Genomic DNA, 23,522 nt, shown 5'->3' with positions numbered 1-23,522 from the left:
GGTCCGTCGGGCTGGGGGGGTGGCTGGGGGGGTGGCGGCTGCCGGTACGGCTGCTCCGCCGGCCGGGGCTCGTAGGCCTGCCGGGACGGCTGGTACGGGGCCGCCTGCGGCGGCTGCTCCGGCTGCCGACGGTAGCGGGGCGGCTCGCCCCCGTCCTGCCCCGGCGCCCGGTGCCGGGGCTCCGCACCGCGGTCACCGCCGTAGGCGCGGGTGACGTCCTCCGGTGGCGGTACCGCGGCCGAGGTGCGACGGGGCACGGGACGCCCGTAGCGGTCAAGGATCGGACGACCGTTCCTGTCGCGTGCGACAGGGTCTCCGGGGCGGCCGTCGTTCTCGGGCGGGGTTGGTGACATGGGGACATACTACGGGCTGGGCGGCCGGAAAACGGAGTCCCGTAGGATGCTCCTCATGAGTGATGCATTGATGGCGGTGGCCTTCCCGGCGATCATGGCTGTTGTCATGGCCATGGTCATTTCACAGGTGTTGAAGGCCGCGTCCCGGGGTGACCTGCCGCGATCGGGTGCCGTGGGTATCCGAACCTCCGCCACGAAGGCCAGCGACCACGCCTGGGAGGCCGGCCACGTGGCGGCTGCGCCGGTGGCCCGTGTGGTGACGCTGGGGGTCTCCGCACTCGCCGCGGTGATCATCATCCTCTCGTTCATCTTCGAGGGGGCGTGGGTGACCGCACTGGGCGTGGTCCCGTTCGTGATCGTCCTCCTCAGCCTGGTCCCGGTGGTCCGCACCGCCAACCGTGCCGCCCGCGCCGCGGAGGCGGAGAAGAAGTCCCGGGGGAAGGGCGCCACGAAGCGTCGGAAGTGAGGCGGCCGGGTCACACGGCGGTGTCGTTCAGCTGCCGGTTCCGGTCGGACCACCGGTGCTACGCGTGCCGGTTCCGGCACCTGGCTCACGCGGGGTGCTGAACGGGGTGCTGGGCGGGGTTCGCACGGCGGCGTGACCCGCCCACGGAAACGACCGGGGCCCGACGGTCTGCGTCAGACCGTCGGGCCCCGGGGAGGGACACTGGGAGGTGTCAGGCGTTCGCTGCGGCCCGTCCCATGGCACGCAGACCGGTGTCGGTCATGTGCAGCGGGAGGTTACGGCGCTCGGAGGTGGTGTCGATCAGGCCCACGACCCACCGGTCGTTGGAGCACATCTCGTGGCCACGGCTCGGCCCCTTGAGGTCGACGAACTTCGCGCCGGCCTTGGTGGCGCCGTTGCGCAGGCCGCGCTCCAGGCCCCACTCGATGTCGGAGACCTGGAACAGGGCGCTGGGCACCTGCACGTTGGGGATCACGTTGATCGGGCAGACCTGGCCGGCGCCGTTGGTGATGTGCGGGAAGCCCAGCACCTTCACCTTCGCGTTCGGGGCGTGCTGCTTGACCCGGTTGACGGTGCGCTCCACCGAGGCTGCGAGCTGACGCTCGATCTGCGGGACCGGCATCTTGTCGCCGATGACGTAGGGGTAGGTGTCGTTGGCGCCCGCCCAGATGACGACCTCGTTGGTGCCGGCGTTCAGGGCGCCGCCACGGTTGGCGCGGTCCGCCTGCTCGGAGACGTGCATGCCGCCGGTGCGGTAGGAGCCGCCGGCGCAGGAGTAGTTGTCGACCTGCTTGCCGGACGCCTGTGCGTAGGAGTTGGCGAAGCGGTTGTCCGTGCCACAGCCCGAACCGCTGAGGATCGGGTCGGGGAGGGGCAGGCCCTTGCCGGCCAGGTAGTTGTAGATGTCCGGGTTGGCGACGATGGAGTCGCCGAGGACCACGGTGTTGCCGGGGGCGGCCTGGCTCTCCGGTGCGGAGAGCAGCGTCCCGGACAGGGCGGCAACGGTGGCCACTGCGGCGGCTGCGAGTCCGGCGATGCGGCGGCCTGCCCGCGAAGCCGTGCGGTGTCGTGCGCTCATTTCTGAGGTTCCTCTCCTGAAGGGTGTCATATGTCCCGACGTGTCCCCGACATGCCGTGGACGGATCCGGTCTGCTTTACCGTTCCCTGGGGGAACGACGTTACATTAGCGTGACTTTATCCACTAATCCCCGAGAATGTAACCCCTGGGGCTAAAGTGGCAGATGTTACGCAAGTTCTTGAGTGTGACGGGCCCGGCGAGCGGCCTCGGGGTAACGCCCCGGGTGGCCGACCCGGTATGGTGGTCGAAAGTAGTTTTTCCGAACCATGGTCGGCGCCCCCTCGTGAGCGCCACGTCATGCCACGCGTACGTTTCACGGGGGACGCGGGAGCGGCATGACCGCTGACGCACCGAGACCGACGAGCCCAGCGAACGACAACCGCGAACGACAACCGCGAACGACAACCTCAGAAAAGGAGAGACAGTGTTCGAACAGCTGTCCTATGACCTCAAAGGCGCCGTGAAAGGGGCCAAGGCCTTCGTAGACACGGGATTCCTCAAGGGGTCGACCCCCGCCGGTGGTCTGGGGGTGGCCAAGGCGTTGGGACGTTACGGCACGAGCCTCGCCGGCCTGCTCGAGGGAACCACCGCGCGCTTCCCGTCCCGTCTGGCGCTCGTCGACGACGACGGGGAACTGACCTACCAGGAACTCACCAACTACTCCCGGCTCACCGCCCACACCCTCGCCAGCCACGGCATCACCTCGGAGAGCCGGGTCGGGATCATGGCGCGCAACGGGCGCGGCTTCCTCTTCCCCCTGGCGGCCAAGGGCTACCTCGGCTACACCGTCTTCCTGCTGAACGTCGGCGCCAGCAAGAACCAGATCGCCGAGATCGTCAAGGAGCACAAGCTCGACGTCATCTTCTACGACTCCGAGTTCGACGACCGCTTCCCCGAGGACCTCAGCGACTTCGGCGCGACCCTCGTCCACGCCGACGCCGCCGAGGGCCACCGGACCGACATCGACTTCCCGACCCTCGAGGAGTTCTGGGCGAACCCGGGCCCGCACAACGACGCCTTCCCGTCCCGCCCCACCCAGGGCGGCGTGATCCTGATGTCCTCGGGCACCAGCGGCACGCCCAAGGCCGTCCGGCACACCGAGCCCAGCTTCCCCGTCGGGGTCCTCGGGCCGGTGCTCAAGGGCCTCAACGTGAAGGCAGGTGACCGGCTCCAGCTCACCGCCAGCCTCTTCCACGTGCTCGGCTGGGGTGCCGCCGTCCTGGCGATCACCGCCGGCTGCACCCTGGTCACCCAGCGCGTCTTCAAGCCCGAGGTCGTCCTCCGGCAGGTGCAGGACTACAAGTGCACCGGCATGCTCAGCTCCGCGGTCTTCCTCAAGGACGTCCTCGCCGTCGACGACGGGTCCTACGACCTGTCGTCGATGACGTGGATCCTCAACGCCGGTAACGCCATGAGCGAGGACCTCGTCCGTGGCCTGCAGGAGCGCTACGGGAACATCGTGTCCAGCGGTTACGGCTCCACCGAGGGCCTGCTGGTGGCCTACGCCACCCCGGAGGACCTGGTCGAGGACCCGACCACCGCCGGACACCGCGTGTGGAACGGGCGCCTGGAGCTGCTCGACCCGGAGACCGGGAAGCCGGTCCCGCCCGGGGAGGTCGGCATCATCCACGCCCACAACGCCATGTCGATGAAGGGCTACCTCGGCAACCGGGACAAGCCGGACTACCGCGACGGCATGCTGGACCTCGGTGACAAGGGTGTCATCGACCCGGAGAGCGGGCGGTTGCGGGTGTTGGGCCGTAACAACGACATGATCATCGTCGGCGGTGAGAACATCTGGCCGACCTCGGTGTCCGACATCATCGACCGGGCTGAGGGTGTGGCCGAGTCGTACTGTGTGGGTGTGGAGGACGACGAGAAGTTCCAGCGGGTGAAGGCGTACGTCGTCACCGACGGTTCCGTCGAGTTGACCGAGGACGACATCCGTGAGCATGTGCGGGAGAATTTCATGGCTCCGGCGATTCCCCGGGACGTGGTGCTGATGGACCGGCCGTTGCCGCGTAACCCGATCGGCAAGGTCGTCAAGCGCGAGCTCGAGGCCTTCGGCTGACCCCTCGCCCGGCCGGGGCCTGCCGGGCCCCTCACAGCCCCGGTGTGGACCCCAGCACCTGGTAGCCGACGAACGCCACGGTGTCGATCACCCCGTGGGCGACGACCAGCGGCCACACCCGGCCTGTGCGGTAGAAGAACCACACGAACACCAGCCCCATCACCATGTTGCCCAGGCCCGCCGAGTAACCCTGGTAGAGGTGGTAGCTCCCACGCAGCACCGCCGACGCCAGGAACACCCACATCCACGGCACCCGGAGCTGACGCAGCCGGCAGCACAGCCACGCCACCACGAGGATCTCCTCGGCGAAGCCGTTCGCCCACGAATTCAGGACGAGCAGGAGCAGGTCCTGGACGCTGCGGTCCAGCCCGGTGGGGATGACCTCCTTCGACAGTCCCAGCTGCACCGCCCCGACGTAGAAGGCCAGACCCGGGACCCCGATCAACGCCGCCAGGCCCGCGCCGGGGGCGATGTCGCGCCACCGGGGGCGCAGGTGCACCCCGGAGGGGCGGGACGGCCCGGTCGGTCCGGACGCTCCCGCCAGTGCCGGCGGCACATGCCGTAGCAGCAGGAACAGCGCCAGCCCGCCCCAGGCGACGAGCACCCCGGTGGAGACCAGCTGGAACGCCGGGTCCAGCCAGCCCAGCGTGGACTGACGGGCGTTGAGGGTGGTGCTCTGCTTGTTGAGGTCTTCCGGCAGGGTGGCCGCCTCGAGCAGCCGCAGAGCCGAGCGCACCCCGGAGGCCCCGAAGGTGACGGTCAGGACGATGAGCAGTTCCCAGCGGATCGCCCGCCGGTCCGTGCGGGTCACCGCCGGGCCCCGGACGGTTCCCCGAGCAGGGCGTCGAGGTCGCCCGGCCCGTCCACGGTGACGGCGTCGAGCACGGTGGCGTCGGCCTCCACCATGGCGGCGACGCTCTGCTGCAGGTGCCGCGCCAGGACCAGGAGTTCGGCGGGGGACACCCGGTCGGCGACGGCCCCGAGGTGGACGGATACCGGCCACCGGCCGGGGGCAGCACCGGGGGCAGCACCGGGGACACAGTCGGGGGACACGAGGGGCACCGAGAGCCCCGCCCAGCCGGTGAGGTTCCAGAGCGTCGCCCAGGGTGTCCACGCCGTCTGGGCCTGGAAGTCCTCGGCGGGGTCGGCGGAACCTGTGTCGTCGGGCGTCGACCGTCGGGAGAAGGTCCCGACCGGTGGTGGCGCGCACGCCAGCATCGGGGTGACGACCACGTCCACGGGCCCGCCGGTGTCGTCGTCCCAGGCGGCGAGGACCCGTCCCGGCAGCGCGGTGACCGCGTCCGCTGCGTCGGCGATCTCCGCGGAGGTCAGCTCCCGCCCCCGCTGTCTCAGCCACGCCGGCATCGTGGTGGCAGGGTCGGGAAGGTCACGGCAGCGCGCCGCCATGATGCGGGAGAACACGTCGAAGTGCTCCACCGGGTAGGGGGCGCCCACGGGGCGCACCCCGCGAACGTCCGGGTGGGTGACCAGGGGGGACGCTGCCGCGGCGGTGGCGTTGGCCACCGCCGGGTCCACGGTGCCGGTGCTGTGGAACGGCCGGTTGGTGTGCCCCACCCGCAGTGGGCGGGCCAGGCCACCGGGGTCGGTCAGCCCGTAGGCGCGTGCGGTGAGGTCGAGGTCCCGGGCGATGAGCCCCTGCGCGGCCGGGTTGGGCAGCCCGCCGCCGTCGACACGGTGGGCGGGCTTCAGCCCCGGCAGTCCCACCGCCGCGGCCGGCACCCGGATCGACCCGCCGCCGTCGCTGGCGTGGGCGACGTCGACGACGCCGCGCGCCACGGCCACCGCGGCGCCGGACGAGGAACCGCCGGACGTCATCCGTCGGTCGACGGGGTTCACCGGGCCAGGGCCGTGGGCGGGTTCGGTGTAGACCGTCGCCCCGAACTCGGCGGTCACACTGGTCCCCACCAGCCGGGCGCCCTCCTCCAGCAGGTGGGTGACCGCGGTGTCGTGGCCGTCGGCGAGCACGTCGTGTCCGACGGAGCCGAAGCCGGTCACCTCACCGGCGACCCGGTTGAGGTCCTTGACCAGGACGTCCAGTCCGCGCAGCGGGCCGAACTCGCCGGGGTCCTCGTGGGCCCGGTCGTAGATCCTGGCCACCCCGAGTTGCGCGGGGGTCAACCCGGTGCGCGCGCACAGCCGCTCCAGGCGCAGCGACACGGCCTCGGTGCTGCCGGTGGACGGTGGGGGATTCATGTCGGACACACTACCGGCGCCCGGTAGGTTGGTGTCATGAGTGACATTGAGTCGGTGGCCTACCTCGGCCCGCGCGGAACCTTCACCGAACAGGCCGTCCTGGACATGACGGCCGCCGGCCACCTGCCGGAGGATGTCGCCCACCGTCCGGTGAGCTCCCCGGCCGAGGCCCTGGACCTCGTCCGGGCGGGGACGGTCGACCGGGCCGTCGTCGCCCTGGAGAGCAGCGTGGACGGACCGGTCACGCAGACGTTCGACTCCCTGGCAGACGGTGCGCCGGTGCAGATCCTGAGGGAGCACGACGTCCCCGTCGTCTTCTCCGTCCTGGTGCGTCCCGGGACGCGGCCCGAGGACGTCCGGACGTTCACCACACACCCGGTCGCGCAGGCCCAGGTGCGCCGGTGGGCCGCAGAGCACCTGCCCCACGCGGAGTTCATCCCGGCCAGCTCGAACGGGGCGGCCGCCGCAGCCGTCGCCGCCGGGGAGGCGGACGCCGCCGCGGCACCGGCACGCGCCGGCGAACTCCACGGACTGGAGCCCGTGGCGGAGGGCATCGCCGACGTCGCCGGAGCGCACACCCGGTTCGTCCTGGTGGGGCTGCCGCAGGAGCCGACCCCGCGCACCGGTCACGACCGCACCGCCATCGTGCTGCAGGTGCCCAACGTCCCGGCGTCGCTGGTGATGGCGTTGATGGAACTGGCCACGCGCCGGGTCGACATGTCACGGATAGAGTCCCGGCCGACCCGTGAGAAGGCCGGCACCTACAACTTCCACGTGGAACTCGTGGGGCATCTCGAGGACAACGCCGTGGCCGAGGCGCTGGCCGGACTTCACCGGTTCTGTGACCGCATCCGCTTCCTCGGCTCCTGGCCGCAGGAGGGCTGGGTCGGCGGTGTCGACGGGCCGGACGGGTCCGTGCCGCCGGACTACACCGCGTCCTGGGAGTGGGTCCGGGGGCTGAAAGAGCCGACCCGGCCGGCAGGGCGGGGAGACGGGGACCGCCCGTGACCAGGCTGCTGCTGATCCGACACGGGCAAACCACGTCGAACGTCCGCCGTGCGCTGGACACCAGCCTGCCGGGCGCGGCCCTGACCGACCTCGGCTGGTCACAGGCACGCGCCGCCGGTGAACAGCTCGCCGACGAACGGCGCGACGGTGCCCCGCTGGCGATGGTGTCCTCGCAGGCGTTGCGCGCCCGCCAGACCGCCGCCGGCATCGTCGTGGGCGGGGCCGACCGCGGCCTCCGCCTCGAGGAGACCGGGCCGGGCAGCACCTTCGCCGACGCCCTGGCGGACCTGGCGCAGCTGGAGGTCACCGACGGGGTGGACCACGCCCCGGCCGGCCCGGAGCCGGACCCCTCGGCGGGGGCGCCGGTGGCCCTGGGCGGCGGTGAGGCCGGGGGTGCTGCGGCCCCCACGCACACCGGCGCGTCCGGGTCGTTCCTTCCGCTGGTCATGCCGGGCGCGGTCCCCGGGATCTCCGAGATCCCCGCCGGCCGGTACGAGATGCGCATGGACCCGGAGGCGCACTACAACTACCACCGCACCTTCGCCGAGTGGCTGGGCGGCTCCATGGACGTGCCCGTGCCGGGGGCGGCGACCGGGCATGACGTCGTCGCACGGTTCCTGGGCACCCTGCTGCCGGTGCTGTCCACCGCGCAGGGCGCCGGGGCGGACCTGGCGGTGGTCAGCCACGGTGCGGTGATCCGTCTGATCGCCGCGTACCTGGGCCGGGTCGACCCCGAGTTCGCGGTACGGACCCTGCTGCCGAACACCAGGCGGGTGGATCTCGAGGTCCCGGACCTGGGCGGACCGGTGTCCCCGCGGGACCTCGACGACACCCTCGAGGGCGCCCTCGCCGAGGGATGGAAGGTCACCGACTGGGCCGGTGCCGGCGAACCTCCGAGGGCGGGGAGCCGCTAGCCCCAGCCGAGCTCGTGCAGCCGGTCGTCGTCGATGCCGAAGTGGTGGCCGATCTCGTGGACCACGGTGACCGCCACCTCCTCGACCAGCTGCCCGTGGCTCGAGCAGTAGTCGCACAGGGCGTCCTTGTAGATGCTGATCTTGTCCGGGAGGAACGTGGGCCACTCCACGGAGCGTTCCGTGAGGGCCACACCGTGGTAGAGCCCGAGGATCGTCGGGTCCTCCTCGTTGCGGTCCTCCACGACGACGGCGACGTTGTCGAGGGCGTCGAGCAACTGGCGCGGGATCAGGCGCAGCCCCCGGTCGACGAGGTCCTCGAACTCGTCGTCGCTGACCTCGATCACGGGGCCTCACCGGCGGAGTTGCCGCCGTTGTTCCCGCTGTTGGCCCCGCTGTTGCCGCCGTTGTTCCCCTGGTCGCGGCGCGGGTTGCGTTCCGGCTGCTTCGCCGGCGGGTTGCCGTCGATGGTGAACTCGCCGCGCACGTCACCCTGCAGGTCGGCGAAGCCGCCGCCCTCCCGGGCCTTGGTCAGCGCACAGTTGACCGTGCGCGACCCGGCGTTCCAGGACTCCTGCGGCAGCGTCGTCCAGAACGGGGTGAGGGTGGACTGGTAGAGGTTCTCGTCGTCCCCTCCGCCGAGGAACTCGATGGCCGCCGCGGTGCACACCGCGTCCAGGTGGTCGTTCTGCTGCTCGATGGTGGGCCAGGCGCCGTCGAAGGTGTCCCCGAGGTTCTCCACGGAGGTCACCTGCCAGGAGTAGGGCTCGTCGCAGTCGGTGACGTCCACCTCGTCGCCGCGGGCGCGCATGCACGTTTCCGGGGGTTCGGCGGGGGACTGGTCGGTCTCGGCCGCCCGTCCGGTGGCCTCGGCGTAGACCCCGTCCGCGTCGGGCACCGCGACACCGCACAGCATCGTGCGGTCGCCGCCGTCCCACGCGGCCTCCGGCGGCAGGATGGGCACGATGGAGTACCGGCCCTGCGGGTCGAGACGCCCGTCAAGGTAGGTCCGGGTCGGCCCCTCGCACAGCTCGGAGGTCAGCTGCGCCTGACGTTCCAGGTCGGGCTGCGGGGCGTCCGGCCCGAACTCGCTGGTCGGGTACTGCGACAGGTCCTCGCGGGTGGCGACCTCGAAGCGGTGCGGTGAGGCGCAGTCCACCACCTCGAAGTCGGTGGCGATGTCGCCGTTCTGCGACCAGTTCACACAGTCGGCGGTGTCCGCGTCGGTGAAGGCGACGAGCTCCGGTGCCTCCTCGGTGCGCTCCGACCCCCGCTGGGCGACGACGGACGCGCCCTGCGGGGCGAAGTACTCGTAGGCCCCGGCGCCCACGGCCCCGGCGAGGGCCGCCGTGAGCAGCACGGTGACCGTCCTGCGACGTCCCCTGCGGGGGTGCACGTCGGTGGGACGGTCGGTTGCGGAGGTCGGGGTGCTGGACGCCATAACACGTATTCTCTCACGGGGGCCGGAAAACTCGGGCAGTGCCGGACAGCGCTGCACACGGTGGGAACCACTGTAGCTAAACTACTGGACATGATTGATCTCAAGTTCCTGCGGGAGAACCCCGACGTCGTCCGTGAATCCCAGCGCACCCGTGGCGAGGACCCGGCGCTCGTCGACCGGCTCCTGGAGGCCGACCGGCGTCGGCGTGAGGCCATCGCCGCCGCCGATGCGGCCCGCGCCGAGCAGAAGGCGTTCTCGAAGACCATGGGCAAGGCCATGAAGGACGCCTCCGACGAGGAGCGTGAGACCCTGCGTGCCGAAGGCAAGAAGCGCTCCGCGGCGGTGAAGGAGCTCGAGGACGCGCAGTCGGCCGCGGAATCCGACGTGCAGGAGCTGCAGATGGCCCTGTCGAACGTCGTCAGCGGCGCGCCGGCGGGCGGGGAGGACGACTTCGTCGTGCTGGAGCACGTCGGTGAACCCCGCGAGTTCGACTTCACCCCCAAGGACCACCTGGAGTTGGGTGAGTCCCTCGGCCTGATCGACATGGAGCGCGGCGCCAAGGTCTCCGGGGCCCGGTTCTACTTCCTCACCGGCGACGGTGCGCTGCTCCAGCTCGGCATGCTGCAGCTGGCGGCGCAGAAGGCGCGTGACCACGGATTCCAGCTGATGATCCCGCCGGTGCTGGTGCGTCCCGAGATCATGGCCGGCACGGGGTTCCTGGGGGCCCACGCCGACGAGATCTACCGTCTGGAGGCCGACGACATGTTCCTCGTCGGCACCAGTGAGGTGGCGCTCGCCGGCTACCACAAGGACGAGATCATCGACCTGTCGGACGGCCCGGTGCGATACGCCGGCTGGTCGTCCTGCTTCCGTCGTGAGGCGGGGTCGTACGGCAAGGACACCCGCGGAATCCTGCGCGTGCACCAGTTCGACAAGGTCGAGATGTTCGTCTACTGCCGCCCGGAGGACGCCGAGCAGCAGCACCGGGAACTCCTGGCGATGGAGAAGGACATGCTCGCCGCGGTCCAGGTCCCGTACCGGGTCATCGACGTGGCCGGCGGCGACCTCGGGTCCTCCGCCGCCCGCAAGTTCGACACGGAGGCCTGGGTCCCCACCCAGGAGACCTACCGCGAGCTGACCTCCACCTCGAACTGCACCACTTTCCAGGCGCGCCGTCTCAAGACCCGCTACCGTGATGAGGACGGCAGGGCCCAGACGGCCGCCACCCTCAACGGGACCCTGGCCACCACCCGCTGGCTCGTCGCGATCCTGGAGAACAACCAGCAGGCGGACGGTTCCGTCGTCGTGCCCGAGGCGCTGCGCCCCTTCGTGGGGAAGGACGTCCTGACCCCGAAGTGAGCCCCCCGGGGCTCTGGTACGAGCCCCGCAGCGACCCCGCAACACAACTAGGAGAAGTGACACGGCATGTGGATTCCCAAAGGCTTCGAGATTCCCACCGGTGTGCCGGACGTACCGGCGCACCCGGAGTCGAAGGAGCTGTTCTACGGGCGGATGATCATCCCCTTCGCGAAGTTCTGGATGCGTTACGTCCAGCGGCTGAAGGTGGAGATCCACCACCCGGAGCGCGTGCCCACCGAGGGCGGGGCCGTGCTGGCGGTGAACCACACCGGCTACTGGGACTTCGTGTTCGGCGGGATCCCCTCCGCCGTGAACGGGGGGCGCCTGGTGCGCTTCATGGCGAAGAAGGAGATCTGGGACAATCCGGTCGCCGGCCCCGCCATGACAGGTTGCCACCACATCCCGGTCGACCGGGCGGACGGCGCCGGGTCCGTGCGTGAGGCCACGCGCCGGGCCGCCGGAGGGGAGCTGATCGGCATCTTCCCGGAGGCCACGATCTCCCGGTCGTTCGAGATCAAGGAGTTCAAGGACGGGGCGGCGCGCATCGCGCAGGACGCCGGTGTGCCGCTGGTGCCGGTGGTGCTGTGGGGGTCGCAGCGCATCTGGACCAAGGGCCGCAAGCCGATCTGGCGGCCGAAGAACGCCTCGTTGATCATCTGCGTCGGGGAGCCGGTGGATCTCGACGGCACGCCGAAGGAGGTCACCGACCGCCTGCACGCGTCGATGGTCGGGATCCTCGACACAGCCCGCGCCCGCTACGCCGAGGCGTTCGGCCCCTTCGACGACGGCGAGTACTGGATGCCCGCCTCGCTCGGCGGCTCCGCGCCGACGCTGGACGAGGCGACCGCCCAGGACCGGGCGGACGCCGCGAAGCGCAAGGAGGAGCGCATCCGCCGGGAGGCGGAGAAGGCGGCGGGTGTGACACCTGAGAAGAAGAAGTCCCTGGTGGGGCGTCTGCGTGGGAAGCTGGGACGGTAGGTGACCGCCTCGCCGGTGGCGCCGGACGCCCCGACGGTGGTCGTCAGCGACCTCGACGGCACCCTCGTCACCTCCGCGGAGCGGGTCTCGCCGCGCGCCTGTGCGGTCATCAACCGGCTGGTGGCGGCGGGGGTCACGTTCATTCCCGCGTCAGGACGCCCCGCGCGCTGGATGCTGCCGGTGATCGAGCAGCTGGGCCTGCGTCCGGTGTGCGTGTGCGCCAACGGCGCGGTGGTCTACGACTCGGCCACCGACCGGATCACCTACGCCGCGGAACTCCCTGCGGAGGTGCTGTCCAGGGTCACGGCCACCATCTCTGCGGCGACGGGGCCCCGGCTGGCCGCCCGCGGGCTGCCTCAGGTGACCTTCGCCGTGGAGCGCGCCGGGCGCAGCGCCTTCGACCGTGCCGACGAGTTGTTCGCGGTGCAGCCGGAGTACCCGCACGCCTGGGACACCGAGGAGCATTCGGTGCAGCCCCTGGCGGAGTTGTGTTCCGTGCCGGCGGTGAAGCTGCTGGTGCGCAACGAGGCCATGGGCAGTGCGGAGCTGTTCGACCTGGTCAACCCGGTCGTCGACCCGGCGGTGGCGCACGTGACGTGGTCCTTCGGCGGGGGCCTGCTGGAGATCAACGTGCCCGGGGTCTCGAAACTGTCCGGGGTGGCGCACGCGCTGGGTGGCGGGGGAGTGTCCGGCACGGGCGCCCGGGCCGTCCCCGATCTCGACCCGTCCCGCGTCGTGGCCTTCGGCGACATGCCCAATGACGTGGCGATGCTGCGCTGGGCCGGGCTGGGGGTGGCGATGGGGAACGCGGTGGACGAGGTGACCGCCGTGGCCGACCACCGGACGTCCTCCAACGACGACGACGGGGTCGCCGAGGTGCTGGAACGCTGGTTCTGACCGGTCGGACGCGGGTGTGCGGAATATTCGTTCCCCGGCCCAACATTCTTGGTAGTATGGCCGGGTAATCGTGTCTTCACCCCGTCACCACAACCACTGAGGAGCCACCATGACCCAGCGCACAGCCATCGTCACCGGAGCCGCCCGCGGTATCGGCGCCGACGTCGCCGCACGCCTGGCGGAGGACGGCCTGGCCGTCGCCGTACTCGACCTCGACGAGAACGCCTGCCGCCCCGTCGTCGACCGCATCACCGCCGCCGGCGGGAAGGCCGTCGCCGTCGGTGCCGACGTCTCCGACGAAGCGGCGGTCCAGGCCGCCGTCGACCGTGTGGCCGAGGAGCTCGGCGCGCCGACCGTCCTGGTCAACAACGCCGGCATCATCCGCGACAACCTGCTGTTCAAGATGACCACGGACGACTGGGACCAGGTCCTGTCGGTGCACCTGCGGGGCGCCTTCCTCATGTCGCGCGCGGTGCAGGCCCACCAGACGAAGGAGGGCTGGGGCCGCATCGTCAACCTGTCGTCGACCTCGGCGCTGGGCAACCGCGGCCAGGCCAACTACTCCGCGGCGAAGGCCGGCATGCAGGGCTTCACCAAGACCCTGGCCATCGAGCTCGGGAGGTTCGGCGTCACGGTGAACGCCGTCGCCCCCGGCTTCATCGCCACCGAGATGACCGCGGCCACCGCCGAGCGGGTGGGCGTGAGCTTCGAGGACTTCAAGGCTGCCGTGGCCAAGGAGGTCCCCGTCCAGCGGGCCGGCGTCCCGGCGGACATCGCCCACGCCGTCAGCTTCTTCGTCAGTGAGGGTGCCGGGTACGTGTCCGGCCAGGTCCTGTACGTCGCCGGCGGGCCGAAGGACTAGACGATGAGGGTACTCAACGGAATCGAGGAACTGCGCGCCGCCGTCGGGGAGCATCTCGGCCACAGCGACTGGGTCGAGGTCGACCAGGGGCGAATCGACAAGTTCGCAGAGGCCACCGGCGACCACCAGTGGATCCACGTGGACCCGGAGCGAGCGAAAAACGGCCCGTTCGGCTCGACCATCGCACACGGGTACCTCACACTCTCGCTGATCCCCATGCTGGTGTGGCAGATCTACACCGTCGAAGGCACGACGATGGGCGTCAACTACGGTGCCGAGAAGGTGCGCTTCCCCGCGCCGGTGCCGGTGGGGTCGCGGGTCCGGGCAGGGGTGGAGGTCCTCTCCGTCGAACCCGGCGGCGGCGGTGAACGGGTCGTGACCCGGGTGACCGTCGAACGCGAGGGCGGCGACCGGCCGGTCTGCGTCGCCGACGTCGTCTCCGTCCTGCGGTTCTGACACGCCGGCCCCGCCGGGAGGGACCACCGCCGGCGGAGCCTAGATCCGCACCACGATCTTGCCGGTCACATGGCCGCGCTGGATCTCGCTGTGGGCCTCGGCCAGGGTGGCGGCGTTCATCCCGATCATCGTCTCGCCGACGGTGGGGATCAGGCGGCCGTCGTCGACCATCCCGGAGATCCGGTCGAGGATCACCCCCTGCTCGTCCATGTCCTCGGTCTCGAAGACCGTGCGGGTGAACATCGACTCCCAGTGGATCGAGATCGACTTGCGCTTGAACGGCGCGATCTGGAAGTCCTCCGGGTCGTCAATCAGGCACAGGCGGGACTGCGGGGTCATGATCTCGGCCAGCTCCTCGGCGTGACCCGAGGAGTTCGAGGTGAAGACCAGGTCGATCCCGTCCGGCTCCAGGTCCAGCACCTGCGGAGCCAGGTTACGGCGGTGGTCGACGACCTCGTGCGCACCCATCTCCACGACCCAGTCACGCGACTCCTCCCGCGAGGCGGTGGCGATCACGGTGAGCCCGGTGAGGGCCCGTGCCAGCTGGACCATCACGCTGGGCACCCCGCCCGCACCGCCGAGGACCAGCAGCGACCCGTTCGAGTCGATCGACGCCCCGAGCCGGTCGAACAGGGCCTCCCAGGCGGTCAGCGCCGTCAGCGGGAGGGAGGCAGCCTCCGTCGCCGAACAGGTGGTGGGACGGTGGCCGACGATGCGCTCGTCCACGGCGTGGAAACGGGCGTTGGTCCCGTCGCGCAGCTGGCTGCCCGCGTAGAACACCCGGTCACCGACCTCGAACCGTTCGACGTCCTCACCGACCTTGCGGACGACGCCGGCAGCGTCGTAGCCGAGGATCGGCTGCTCGCCCCGCGCGAGAGCCTCGCCCGCCCGACGGCGCATCTTCGTGTCGATCGGGTTCACCGACACCGCCTGGATCTCGACCAGGAGGTCCCTCGGCCCGAACTCGGGCAGGGGGACGGTCACGTCGGTCAGGCACCGGGGGTCGTCCACGGGAAACTCACCGGTGACTGCGACGGCCGGCATGGTGGTGGGCAGCTCGACTGCACGGGAACTCATGGCGCTCCATAGTAGGGCCACCGGCATGGCGCCGCACCCCGCCAGGCCACGGGCTGTATCGTTACTGTTCATGAGTGACCGGAACAGTGAATATGATCTGATCGTCGTCGGCAGCGGGTTCTTCGGGCTGACGGTCGCCGAGCGCGCCGCCAGCCAGCTGGACAAGAGGGTGCTCGTGGTGGAGCGCCGCAGCCACATCGGCGGCAACGCCTACTCCGAGGCGGAACCGGAGACGGGCATCGAGATCCACAAGTACGGGGCGCACCTGTTCCACACCTCCAACAAGAAGGTCTGGGACTACGTCAACCAGTTCACCGACTTCACCGACTACCAGCACCGCGTGTTCGCCATGCACGACGGCACCGCCTACCAGTTCCCCATGGGCCTGGGCCTGATCAACCAGTTCTTCGGCCGGTACTACAGCCCGGACGAGGCCCGTGAACTGATCAAGGAGCAGACCGACGGGCTCAACCCGGAGGACGCCACCAACCTCGAGGAGAAGGGCATCTCGCTGATCGGCCGGCCGCTCTACGAGGCCTTCGTCCGTGACTACACGGCCAAGCAGTGGCAGACCGACCCCAAGGAGCTGCCGGCGGCGAACATCTCGCGACTGCCGGTGCGCTACACCTTCAACAACCGGTACTTCAACGACACCTACGAGGGCCTGCCGGTGGACGGCTACACCGCGTGGCTGGAGAACATGGCGGCGAACGCCAACATCGAGGTGCGTCTCGACACCGACTGGTTCGACGTCCGCGACGAGCTGCGCGCCGCGAACCCGGACGCCCCCGTGGTCTACACCGGCCCGCTGGACCTGTACTTCGACTACTCCGAGGGGCGGCTGGGCTGGCGCACCCTCGACTTCGAGACCGAGGTGCTCGACACCGGCGACTTCCAGGGCACCCCGGTGATGAACTACAACGACGCGGACGTCCCCTACACCCGCATCCACGAGTTCCGTCACTTCCACCCGGAGCGCAGGAACTACCCGGACGACAAGACCGTGATCATGAAGGAGTTCAGCCGTTTCGCCGAGGGCGAGGACGAGCCGTACTACCCGATCAACACCCCCGAGGACCGCGAGAAGCTGCTGCGCTACCGCGAGCTCGCCGAGGCGGAGACCGCGGAGAACAAGGTGTTCTTCGGTGGGCGCCTGGGGACCTACCAGTACCTGGACATGCACATGGCCATCGGTGCGGCACTGAGCACCTTCGACAACAAGGTCGCGCCGCTGCTGCAGGGGTAGGGGCCCGTCTCCGCCTCGCCTGCCCCCGGCCTCCCCTGGGGGAAATAGGCACCGTCCCGGGAACGCGGTCAGGGTGATCCGCGTACCCGGGACGGTGCCTTCTTGTGCTGTGGGGACGGCCGCCGGTCAGTCGTCGACCTCCGTGGCGACGACGGAGAGGTCGTCCGCGAGGTCCACGTCGACCTCGCGTCCGTCAGCCCCCCGGACGCTGACCTCGTAGGCCACGCCCCGGTCGTCGGAGGCGGACACGGAGTCCACGGCACCGTCGCGGACACCGGCGTCACCGGACGCGGCCAGGGCGGCGTCGAAGATGCTGTCCAGGTCGGCCAGGTCGAGGACCGGGTCCTCCCGGTCGAACCTGTCGGGGCCCTCGGTCTCGAGACGCATGGCGCCGTCGGAGGAGACGTGGACCTCGGTGGAGCCGCCGTCGTCGAGTTCGACGTCGACCTCGTGGCCGCGGCCCTGGAGGTCGATCGAGCTGGCGCCGCGTCCTCCGGCCTCGGCGACGGCCTGCTCGGCGGCGTCCCGGAAGGAGGCAGGGTCCGAGCCTGCGGTGTCGCCGGCTGCCCGGTCGTCCCGGTCGTTGCCGTCCCCGGTCTCGGACGCGGTGACGGTCCGGACCTCGTCGTTGTCGTCGTCGGTGGCCTCCGAGATGCCGTAGGCGACGCCACCGGCGAGGAGGAGTGCGGCGACCGCGCCGGCGCCGAGGACGAGGGGCCTACGCTTTTTCTGGGGTGTGCTGTGTTCAGTCATGCCCTCACTATGTCCGACGGGCGCTGAACCCTTTCTGAAGTGCGCTGAACGCTTCTTCAGGATCCGCCGGCGGGGAGGGTGACGGTGAACACCGCGCCGCCACGTGTCGGTGACGCCGTGCAGGCGTCGACCCTGACCTGCCCGTGGTGCGCCTCGACGATCTCCCGGACGATGGCGAGTCCGAGTCCGCTCCCGCCGGCGTCGCGGGCGCGCCCCTCGTCCAGCCGGGTGAAACGGTCGAAGATCCGTTCCCGGTCCACGGCCGGGACGCCGGCACCGTCGTCGGCGACGATCAGTATGACGGACTGGCCACCGTGGTCGTGCTCGACGGCCAGCACGATGCGCGATTCGGCGTGGCGTGCGGCGTTGTCGACGAGGTTGCGGACGGCCCGGGCGAGCAGCCGGGCGCTGCCGGTCACCTGCGCGGCCTCGACACCGGTGACGTCCACGGACAGCCCGCTGACCCGTCGTACCCGGTCCGCCTCCGCGAGCAGCAGGTCGTCGAGGTCCACCGGTTCGGAGGGGGGACGCTGGTTCTCGTCGAGCCGGGCGAGCAGCAGCAGGCCGTCGACCAGGTTCTGCATGCGTTCCCCTTCGTCGAGGACCACGTCGCTGAGTTCCCCCAGGGAGGTGGCGTCCGGGTAGGACGCCCCCAGTTCCGCGTGCTGGCGCATGGTCGCCAGCGGCGAGCGGAGTTCATGGGAGGCGTCGCTGACGAAACGGCGCTGCACAGTCTGGGAGTGTTCGAGGCGTCCGAGCATGCGGTTCATCGTCGCGGCCAGCGCGCCGAGTTCGTCGTCGCCGGCGTCCACCCGTCGGGACAGGTCGTCGGCGGTGATGTTGTCGACCTGCCGGCGGAGCCGCTCCACCGGGCGCAACGCCCGTCCGGTGACGATCCACACCACAGACCCCACCAGGGCGACCACCAGCGGAACCGCGACTCCCAGCAGGACGGTGGCCGCCCCGACGGTCTCCTCGACGTGCTCTGTCGTGCGGGCGACGGTGAGTGTCCCGCCGTCGGTGTCCCCTGAGACCACCAGGTAGGGGTCGTCGTCGACGGTGACGCTCCGGGCGGAGTCGCCGGGCGTGGGGAGCAGGTGTGCGTCGTCGTCGTTGACCACCGTGCCGGAGTCGCTGGGTGCGCTGGTTGCGGGTTGCCAGCGCACCAGCTGGTCGTCGTCGATGCCGGCGATGACGTCCGCGGCCCGTGCAGGGTCGTCCCCGATCTGCGACGTCAGTGACTCGAGGTCCTGCTCCGCCGACTCGCCGACGGAGGCGGTGAGCACGCGTCCGAGGACGAGGACGGCCACCACCGCACTGACCACGAGGATCAGCGTGACGAAGGCGGTCGCCCCCGCCGTGACGCGGGTGCGGATGGAACGGCGTGCGGGGCGCACCGCCTACCCGCCCGTCCCGGACAGCCGGTAGCCCACACCGCGCACCGTCTCGATGGCCTGACGTCCGAAGGGCCGGTCGACCTTGGCACGCAGGTGCCCCACGTAGACCTCGACGATGTTGGCGTCCCCGGTGAAGGAGTCGCCCCACACGTTGGCGAGGATCTCCCGGCGGGTCACCACCTCCCCGCGGCGCCGCAGCAGGAAGTCCAGCACCGCCATCTCCCGTGCCGTGAGCGCGATCTCCTCACCGCCGCGGAAGGCACGCCGGGCGGCAGGGTCGAGGGTGAGGTCACCCGCCTCCAGGACGGCGGGACGCTCCCGCGCGCCGCGTCGGGCGAGTGCCCGGACGCGGGCGACGAGGACGGGGAAGGAGAAGGGTTTCGTCAGCCAGTCGTCTCCGCCGGTGTCGAGGCCCTCGACCTCGTCCCATTCCCCGTCCTTCGCGGTGAGGAACAGGACGGGGGTGTGGTCGCCGCCGGCACGCAGTGCGTGGCACACCCGGTAGCCGTTCATGCCGGGCATCATCACGTCGAGGACGATGACGTCGTAGTCGCTGTCGGCGGCCATGGACAGCCCGGTCCCGCCGTCGTGGGCGACGTCGACGACCATGCCCTCGGCCTCCAGGCCGCGGCGTACACCGTCGGCGAGTCGTTTCTCGTCGTCCACCAGCAGGATCCGCATGGACTCCAGTCTTGCACGTGCGGGCTGAACCGTTGCTGAAGGCGGAGGGCCCGGACGGCCCGGACGGTACAGCCCCCGGAAATAGGCACCGTCCAGGGAACGCGGTAAGGCTGATTCGCGTACCCGGGACGGTGCTTATTTCCCCGACGGGGAGCACGGTCACGCCTGGAAGACCACCCTGCCCACGGTCGACCCGTCCGCCAGGCGCTGCAGGCCGTCCGGGACCTCGTCGAAGCCGAGCCGTTCACTGACCAGCGGAGCGACCCTGCCCTCGTCCGCCAGGGCGGTCAGCTCCTCATGGCAGCGACGGACCGCGTCAGGGTCGAACCTGTTGTACAGGCCCCAGTGCAGGCCCAGGACCGAGTAGTTCTTGATCAGGGCGTGGTTCAGCGCCACCTCCTGGATCTCCCCGCCGGCGAAGCCGATCAGCACGATCCTGCCCTCGAAGGCGATGCACTTGGTGGACCGGCGGTAGGTGTCGCCTCCCACAGGGTCGAAGACGACGTCGGCGCCACGCCCGCCGGTCTCCTCCTTCACCACGGCCACGAAGTCCTCCGCGTGCCGGTCGACCACCACGTCCGCACCCAGCTGGCGGGCGATCTCCGCCTTGGCGGGACCTCCGACCACGCCGATGACGCGTGCGCCCGCGGCCTTGCCGACCTGGATCGCGGCGCTGCCCACTCCGCCGGCCGCGGCGTGGACCAGCAGCGTCTCACCGGGCTGGAGGGCAGCGCGGCGGTGCAGTGCGAACCAGGCCGTCTGGTAGCCGATGAACAGGGAGGCGGCCTGGCCGTCGTCCAGCGACGCCGGGGCAGGGAAGCAGGTCGCCGCACTGAGCACGGCGTAGTCGGCGAACCCGCCGTGGGGCAGGTCGGAGGTGCCGTAGACCCGGTCGCCCACGGCGACACCGTCGGGGCCTCCGACGCCCTCGCCGACGGCGGTGACGTCCCCGCAGAGCTCCACCCCCGGCGTGAACGGCAGGTCGGGGCGCACCTGGTACCTGCCCCGGCACATCAGGACGTCGGGGAAGTTCGACGCCGTCGCCCGGGTCCTGACCACCACCTGACCGGGGCCCGGTTCCGGGACCTCCTTCTCGACGGCGGTGAGGACCTGTGAGGGTTCCCCGAGCTCGGACACCTGCCATGCCTTCATGTGTTCTCCTCCTTGTGCGGGTCTTCTGTGCCCCCTGCGTCGACCGACCGTGCGATCCTGTTCATGCCTCTGAGCCAGCGGTCGGGCTCGGTGGCGCGCAGCGCGTAGTAGTCGGCGACCTCCGGGTGGGGGAGGATGAGGAAGTCGTCGCCACGGAGCGCCCGGACCACGTCTTCGGCGACCTGCTCCGGGGTGAGCGCTGAATCCCGGCCGAGAAGTTCCTGGTACGGGCCGGCCCCGGCGAGCATCCTCGTCTGCACGCCCTGCGGGCACACGGCCTGGACCACGACACCCCGGTGCCGGTAGGTCGCCGAGAGCCACTCGGCGAACGCCACGGCACTGTGTTTGGTCGCCGAGTAGGCCGGTGCCCCGAGCATCGTCAGCAGACCGGCGGCGGAGGCGGTCACCACGAAGCGGCCCCGGCCGCGTCCCACCCACTCCGGGACCAGGAGCCGCGCCGCGCGCACGTGGGCCATGGTGTTGACCCGGAAGGACGCCTCCCAGTCGTCGTCGGTGGCCCCGAGCCCCCGGCCCCGGTCGACCCCGGCGTTGGCGAACCAGGCGTCGATGGCGCCGTAGACCTCGCGGGTGCGCTCCACCAGGGCGGTCACGCCGTCCTCGGAGGCGGCGTCACCGGTGACGACGAGCGCCTCGCCGCCGGCGTCGGTCACGGCGGCGGCGGTGCGCTCCGCACCTGGACCGTCCAGGTCGGAGACGACCACGCGGGCACCTTCGGCGGCGAGCCGTCGGGCGAGGGCGGCACCGATGCCGTTGCCGGCCCCGGTGACGACGACGGTCGAGCCCCCGGGCGTGAACTGTGCGGGTTGTCCCGTGGTTCCTGTCGCCGTCACTCCGGCTGCTGCCCCTGCTGCCCGCCGGCCGAGACGTTGACCATCCAGGACACCCCGAACCTGTCACGTACCTGGCCGAACCAGTCGCCCCACATCTGCTTCTCCAGGGGGAGGAACACCGTCCCGCCCTCGGAGAGGCCGGCGAACCAGCCGGCCATCTTGTCGTACTCGTCGGTGTCGCCGCCGATGCAGAGGTCGACCGGTGGTGCGTCGAACTCGCGGGGGTCGGTGTCGGCGGTGTCGCAGGCCATGAAGGTCCACCCGTCGGGGGTCTCCAGGTGGCCGTGCATCACGAGGGGCTCGCGTTCCGGGGTGTCGGCCGCTCCGGCCTGCCCGAAGGTGAGGATGTCGGGTTTCCCGCCGAAGACGTCGGCGTAGAAGGAGAGTGCGTCGGCGGCGGTGTCACGGAACTTCAGGTAGGGGTTCAGCCAGGTGGACATGGTGGTGGCCTTTCGGTGGTGGTGTCTGTGCCTCGGGAGCCGTGAGCACAGGGTAGTGACCTACGTTACAGGAGTAACGTGAACCACCATGAGCACAAGCATGAGCGACGGCGCAGGTACCGGGAGAAGCGACAGGACCTGGTTGCAGTTCTACCCGGAGTGGACCAGTCCCGAGCTGGAGTACGACGGGGCGGACGAGCGCACCCTCGCGGCCATCTTCGACCATGCGGTGAGGACGTGGCCGGACCGTCCGGCGATGACGTTCTTCGGCGCCACCGTGACCTACGCGGAGTACGGGCGCCAGGTCCGCAAGGCCGCCTCGATGCTGCACAACCGGGGTGTCCGCAAGGGTGACCGGGTGGCGATCGCGTTGCCGAACTGTCCGCAGGCGTTGGTCAGCTTCTACGCGGTGTTGTCGCTGGGGGCGACGGCCACGCTGCACAACCCGCTCTACACCGCCCGCGAGCTCGCCGTGGCCTTCAAGGACCACGGCGCCAAGGTCGGCATCTTCTGGGACAAGGCGGTGGACGTCGCCCGGGAGTTGCGGACCGTCGCCCCGCTCGAGCAGATCATCCCTGTCACGGTGACCCGGGCGATGCCGGTCTACCTGCGCGCGGCCCTGAAGCTTCCTGTGAAGCCTGTCCGTGCGATGCGCGACAAGCTGCAGGGGAGCACTGAGGGGCTCACCGAGTGGGCGGACCTGGTCAGGGACGCCTCCGAGTCCGAGGGGCGGGCGTTGATCGAGACGGCGGAGGTGGCGCCGTCGGATCCGGCGATCGTGCTGTACACCTCGGGGACCACCGGGACGCCGAAGGGTGCGGCGCTGTCCCACGCCAATCTCTGCGCGAACATCATCCAGGGGCTCGCCTGGGTGCCGGGGCGGGGGACGGGGGAGGAGCCGGAGCGGATGCTCGCCGCCCTGCCGATCTTCCACGCCTACGGCCTGACGATGAACATCACCCTCGGGCCGTTGATCGGCGGGACGGTGCTTCTGCTCCCGGCGCCGGAGAAGCCGCTGCTGGCCTCGGCGATGAAGAAGCAGAAGCCCACCTGGGTGCCCGGCGTCCCTGCCCTGTACCAGACGATCATGGACATCGCGGAGAAGCAGGGGATCGACATCTCCGGGGTGAAGGCCAGCTTCTCCGGCGCCTCCGGGCTGCCGGTGGAGCTGGTCAGGCGGTGGGAGAACATGACCGGCGGGCTGCTCGTCGAGGGGTACGGGCTCACCGAGACCTCGCCGATCGTCGTCGGCAACCCGATGAGCACGGACCGTCGTCCGGGGTATGTGGGCGTCCCCTTCCCGGACACGGACGTGCGGGTCGTCGACCAGGACGACCCCACCCGTGAGCTGCCCGACGGTGAGGCCGGGGAGCTGGTGGTGAAGGGGCCGCAGGTCTTCGGTGGCTACCTCAACCGTCCGGACGCCAACGAGAAGGCCTTCGTCGACGGCTGGTTCCGCACCGGGGACATGGCGGTGAAGGAGTCCGACGGTTTCGTCCGGATCGTCTCGCGCATCAAGGAGATGATCGTCACGGGCGGTTTCAACGTGTATCCGGCGGAGGTGGAGGAGGTGCTCACCGAGCACCCCTCCGTGGCGCAGGCCAGTGTGGTGGGTCTGCCGCGGGAGGACGGTTCGGAGACGGTCGCCGCGGGCGTCGTCCTGGCCGAGGGTGCGAGGTTGGACGAGGAGGTCCTCAAGGACCACTGCCGTGAGGGGCTGGCGCGGTACAAGGTGCCGCGGGTCTTCCACCTGTTCGACGAGCTGCCCGCCGACCAGCTGGGGAAGGTGCGCCGGGTGGAGGTGCGTGAGCAGATGCTGGGGTAGCTCCCG

General features: G+C 70.6%; 23 protein-coding genes and 2 pseudogenes. 12 read left to right on the top strand and 13 right to left on the bottom strand.

All coding sequences use genetic code 11. The annotated features are described in order from the left end of the window. Positions 1 to 353, bottom strand: a pseudogene (locus tag Q0A34_RS08125) (hypothetical protein); the annotation flags it as partial. Between the two features lie 55 nt (positions 354 to 408). Here Q0A34_RS08125 and Q0A34_RS08120 point away from each other — a divergent pair. Next, entirely contained in the window at positions 409 to 819 is a 411-nt protein-coding gene (locus Q0A34_RS08120; RefSeq protein ID WP_291479495.1) for an SdpI family protein, read from the top strand. A 211-nt stretch (positions 820 to 1,030) separates the two neighbouring features. Here Q0A34_RS08120 and Q0A34_RS08115 read toward each other — a convergent pair whose 3' ends face one another. Then, on the bottom strand, positions 1,031 to 1,897 hold the full coding sequence (locus tag Q0A34_RS08115) for a GDSL-type esterase/lipase family protein (RefSeq protein WP_291479494.1): 867 nt from the start codon (positions 1,895 to 1,897) through the stop codon (positions 1,031 to 1,033). 424 nt (positions 1,898 to 2,321) lie between these two features. On the opposite strand from Q0A34_RS08115, the gene Q0A34_RS08110 reads away from it, so the two are divergent. Beyond that, the gene (locus tag Q0A34_RS08110; protein ID WP_291479493.1) at positions 2,322 to 3,968 is read left to right on the top strand and encodes an AMP-binding protein; all 1,647 of its coding nucleotides are present in this window, start codon (positions 2,322 to 2,324) and stop codon (positions 3,966 to 3,968) included. Between the two features lie 31 nt (positions 3,969 to 3,999). Here Q0A34_RS08110 and Q0A34_RS08105 read toward each other — a convergent pair whose 3' ends face one another. Together Q0A34_RS08105 and Q0A34_RS08100 are read right to left on the bottom strand one after the other, a co-directional pair. After that, the gene (locus Q0A34_RS08105; protein ID WP_291479492.1) at positions 4,000 to 4,779 is read right to left on the bottom strand and encodes a type II CAAX endopeptidase family protein; all 780 of its coding nucleotides are present in this window, start codon (positions 4,777 to 4,779) and stop codon (positions 4,000 to 4,002) included. Further along, the gene (locus tag Q0A34_RS08100; protein ID WP_291479491.1) at positions 4,776 to 6,182 is read right to left on the bottom strand and encodes an amidase family protein; all 1,407 of its coding nucleotides are present in this window, start codon (positions 6,180 to 6,182) and stop codon (positions 4,776 to 4,778) included. Before Q0A34_RS08100 ends, Q0A34_RS08105 begins: the two co-directional genes overlap by 4 nt. A 36-nt stretch (positions 6,183 to 6,218) precedes the next feature. Here Q0A34_RS08100 and pheA point away from each other — a divergent pair, with 36 nt between their 5' ends. The 3 genes and pseudogenes from pheA to Q0A34_RS08085 all read left to right on the top strand — a co-directional run bounded on the left by pheA (position 6,219) and on the right by Q0A34_RS08085 (position 8,104). Next, entirely contained in the window at positions 6,219 to 7,190 is a 972-nt protein-coding gene (pheA, locus tag Q0A34_RS08095; RefSeq protein ID WP_291479490.1) for a prephenate dehydratase, read from the top strand. Beyond that, positions 7,187 to 7,387, top strand: a pseudogene (locus Q0A34_RS08090) (phosphoglycerate mutase family protein); the annotation flags it as partial. The gene pheA and the pseudogene Q0A34_RS08090, both read left to right, overlap by 4 nt. Before the next feature lie 249 nt (positions 7,388 to 7,636). Beyond that, positions 7,637 to 8,104: a histidine phosphatase family protein gene (locus tag Q0A34_RS08085; protein ID WP_291479497.1), complete on the top strand. Its 468-nt coding sequence runs from the start codon at positions 7,637 to 7,639 to the stop codon at positions 8,102 to 8,104. On the opposite strand, the gene Q0A34_RS08080 is transcribed toward Q0A34_RS08085, so the two are convergent. Beyond that, complete coding sequence (locus Q0A34_RS08080; protein WP_291479489.1) at positions 8,101 to 8,448, bottom strand: metallopeptidase family protein; 348 nt, start codon at positions 8,446 to 8,448, stop codon at positions 8,101 to 8,103. The two genes, Q0A34_RS08085 and Q0A34_RS08080, sit on opposite strands and share 4 nt — an antisense overlap. Further along, positions 8,445 to 9,542, bottom strand: a complete 1,098-nt coding sequence (locus Q0A34_RS08075) for a septum formation family protein (protein ID WP_291479488.1) — start codon at positions 9,540 to 9,542, stop codon at positions 8,445 to 8,447. Before Q0A34_RS08075 ends, Q0A34_RS08080 begins: the two co-directional genes overlap by 4 nt. A 90-nt stretch (positions 9,543 to 9,632) precedes the next feature. Here Q0A34_RS08075 and serS point away from each other — a divergent pair, with 90 nt between their 5' ends. From serS to Q0A34_RS08050, 5 genes are all read left to right on the top strand, one after another. Then, a complete protein-coding gene (gene serS / locus Q0A34_RS08070; RefSeq protein ID WP_291479487.1) occupies positions 9,633 to 10,901 on the top strand; it encodes a serine--tRNA ligase in 1,269 nt (422 codons plus the stop codon). A gap of 66 nt (positions 10,902 to 10,967) precedes the next feature. Next, entirely contained in the window at positions 10,968 to 11,879 is a 912-nt protein-coding gene (locus Q0A34_RS08065) for a lysophospholipid acyltransferase family protein (RefSeq protein ID WP_291479486.1), read from the top strand. Further along, entirely contained in the window at positions 11,880 to 12,776 is an 897-nt protein-coding gene (locus tag Q0A34_RS08060; protein ID WP_291479485.1) for an HAD family hydrolase, read from the top strand. It abuts the gene before it with no gap. A 109-nt stretch (positions 12,777 to 12,885) separates the two neighbouring features. After that, complete coding sequence (gene fabG, locus Q0A34_RS08055) at positions 12,886 to 13,638, top strand: 3-oxoacyl-ACP reductase FabG (RefSeq protein ID WP_291479484.1); 753 nt, start codon at positions 12,886 to 12,888, stop codon at positions 13,636 to 13,638. A gap of 3 nt (positions 13,639 to 13,641) precedes the next feature. Then, positions 13,642 to 14,094: a MaoC family dehydratase gene (locus Q0A34_RS08050; RefSeq protein ID WP_291479483.1), complete on the top strand. Its 453-nt coding sequence runs from the start codon at positions 13,642 to 13,644 to the stop codon at positions 14,092 to 14,094. 39 nt (positions 14,095 to 14,133) lie between these two features. On the opposite strand, the gene Q0A34_RS08045 is transcribed toward Q0A34_RS08050, so the two are convergent. After that, complete coding sequence (locus Q0A34_RS08045) at positions 14,134 to 15,171, bottom strand: zinc-binding alcohol dehydrogenase family protein (protein ID WP_291479482.1); 1,038 nt, start codon at positions 15,169 to 15,171, stop codon at positions 14,134 to 14,136. 70 nt (positions 15,172 to 15,241) lie between these two features. Between Q0A34_RS08045 and glf the strand changes: the two genes are divergently transcribed. Next, positions 15,242 to 16,417: a UDP-galactopyranose mutase gene (glf, locus tag Q0A34_RS08040; protein ID WP_291479481.1), complete on the top strand. Its 1,176-nt coding sequence runs from the start codon at positions 15,242 to 15,244 to the stop codon at positions 16,415 to 16,417. Between the two features lie 126 nt (positions 16,418 to 16,543). Here the strand turns inward: glf and Q0A34_RS08035 are convergent, their stop codons facing one another. From Q0A34_RS08035 to Q0A34_RS08010, 6 genes are all read right to left on the bottom strand, one after another. Next, the gene (locus Q0A34_RS08035) at positions 16,544 to 17,170 is read right to left on the bottom strand and encodes a hypothetical protein (RefSeq protein ID WP_291479480.1); all 627 of its coding nucleotides are present in this window, start codon (positions 17,168 to 17,170) and stop codon (positions 16,544 to 16,546) included. A 56-nt stretch (positions 17,171 to 17,226) separates the two neighbouring features. After that, positions 17,227 to 18,567, bottom strand: coding sequence for a HAMP domain-containing sensor histidine kinase (locus Q0A34_RS08030; protein ID WP_291479479.1), 1,341 nt, complete (start codon positions 18,565 to 18,567; stop codon positions 17,227 to 17,229). A gap of 3 nt (positions 18,568 to 18,570) precedes the next feature. Continuing rightward, positions 18,571 to 19,248, bottom strand: coding sequence for a response regulator transcription factor (locus tag Q0A34_RS08025; protein ID WP_291479478.1), 678 nt, complete (start codon positions 19,246 to 19,248; stop codon positions 18,571 to 18,573). A 159-nt stretch (positions 19,249 to 19,407) separates the two neighbouring features. Further along, positions 19,408 to 20,400 carry an NADPH:quinone oxidoreductase family protein gene (locus tag Q0A34_RS08020; protein ID WP_291479477.1) on the bottom strand — a complete coding sequence of 331 codons (993 nt, stop codon included), beginning with the start codon at positions 20,398 to 20,400 and terminating at the stop codon, positions 19,408 to 19,410. After that, positions 20,397 to 21,251, bottom strand: a complete 855-nt coding sequence (locus Q0A34_RS08015) for an SDR family oxidoreductase (RefSeq protein WP_291479476.1) — start codon at positions 21,249 to 21,251, stop codon at positions 20,397 to 20,399. Before Q0A34_RS08015 ends, Q0A34_RS08020 begins: the two co-directional genes overlap by 4 nt. Then, complete coding sequence (locus Q0A34_RS08010; RefSeq protein WP_291479475.1) at positions 21,248 to 21,691, bottom strand: VOC family protein; 444 nt, start codon at positions 21,689 to 21,691, stop codon at positions 21,248 to 21,250. The genes Q0A34_RS08015 and Q0A34_RS08010 overlap by 4 nt, the downstream gene beginning before the upstream one ends. Before the next feature lie 88 nt (positions 21,692 to 21,779). On the opposite strand from Q0A34_RS08010, the gene Q0A34_RS08005 reads away from it, so the two are divergent. Then, entirely contained in the window at positions 21,780 to 23,516 is a 1,737-nt protein-coding gene (locus Q0A34_RS08005) for a long-chain-fatty-acid--CoA ligase (RefSeq protein WP_291479474.1), read from the top strand. The last annotated feature ends 6 nt before the right edge of the window (positions 23,517 to 23,522 follow it).

Origin of the sequence: Corynebacterium sp. (assembly GCF_022712195.1) — a bacterium.
GTDB lineage: Bacteria > Actinomycetota > Actinomycetes > Mycobacteriales > Mycobacteriaceae > Corynebacterium.
The sequence above is the reverse complement of the archived record's forward strand: the minus strand, read 5'-3'. Positions and strand labels throughout refer to the sequence as shown.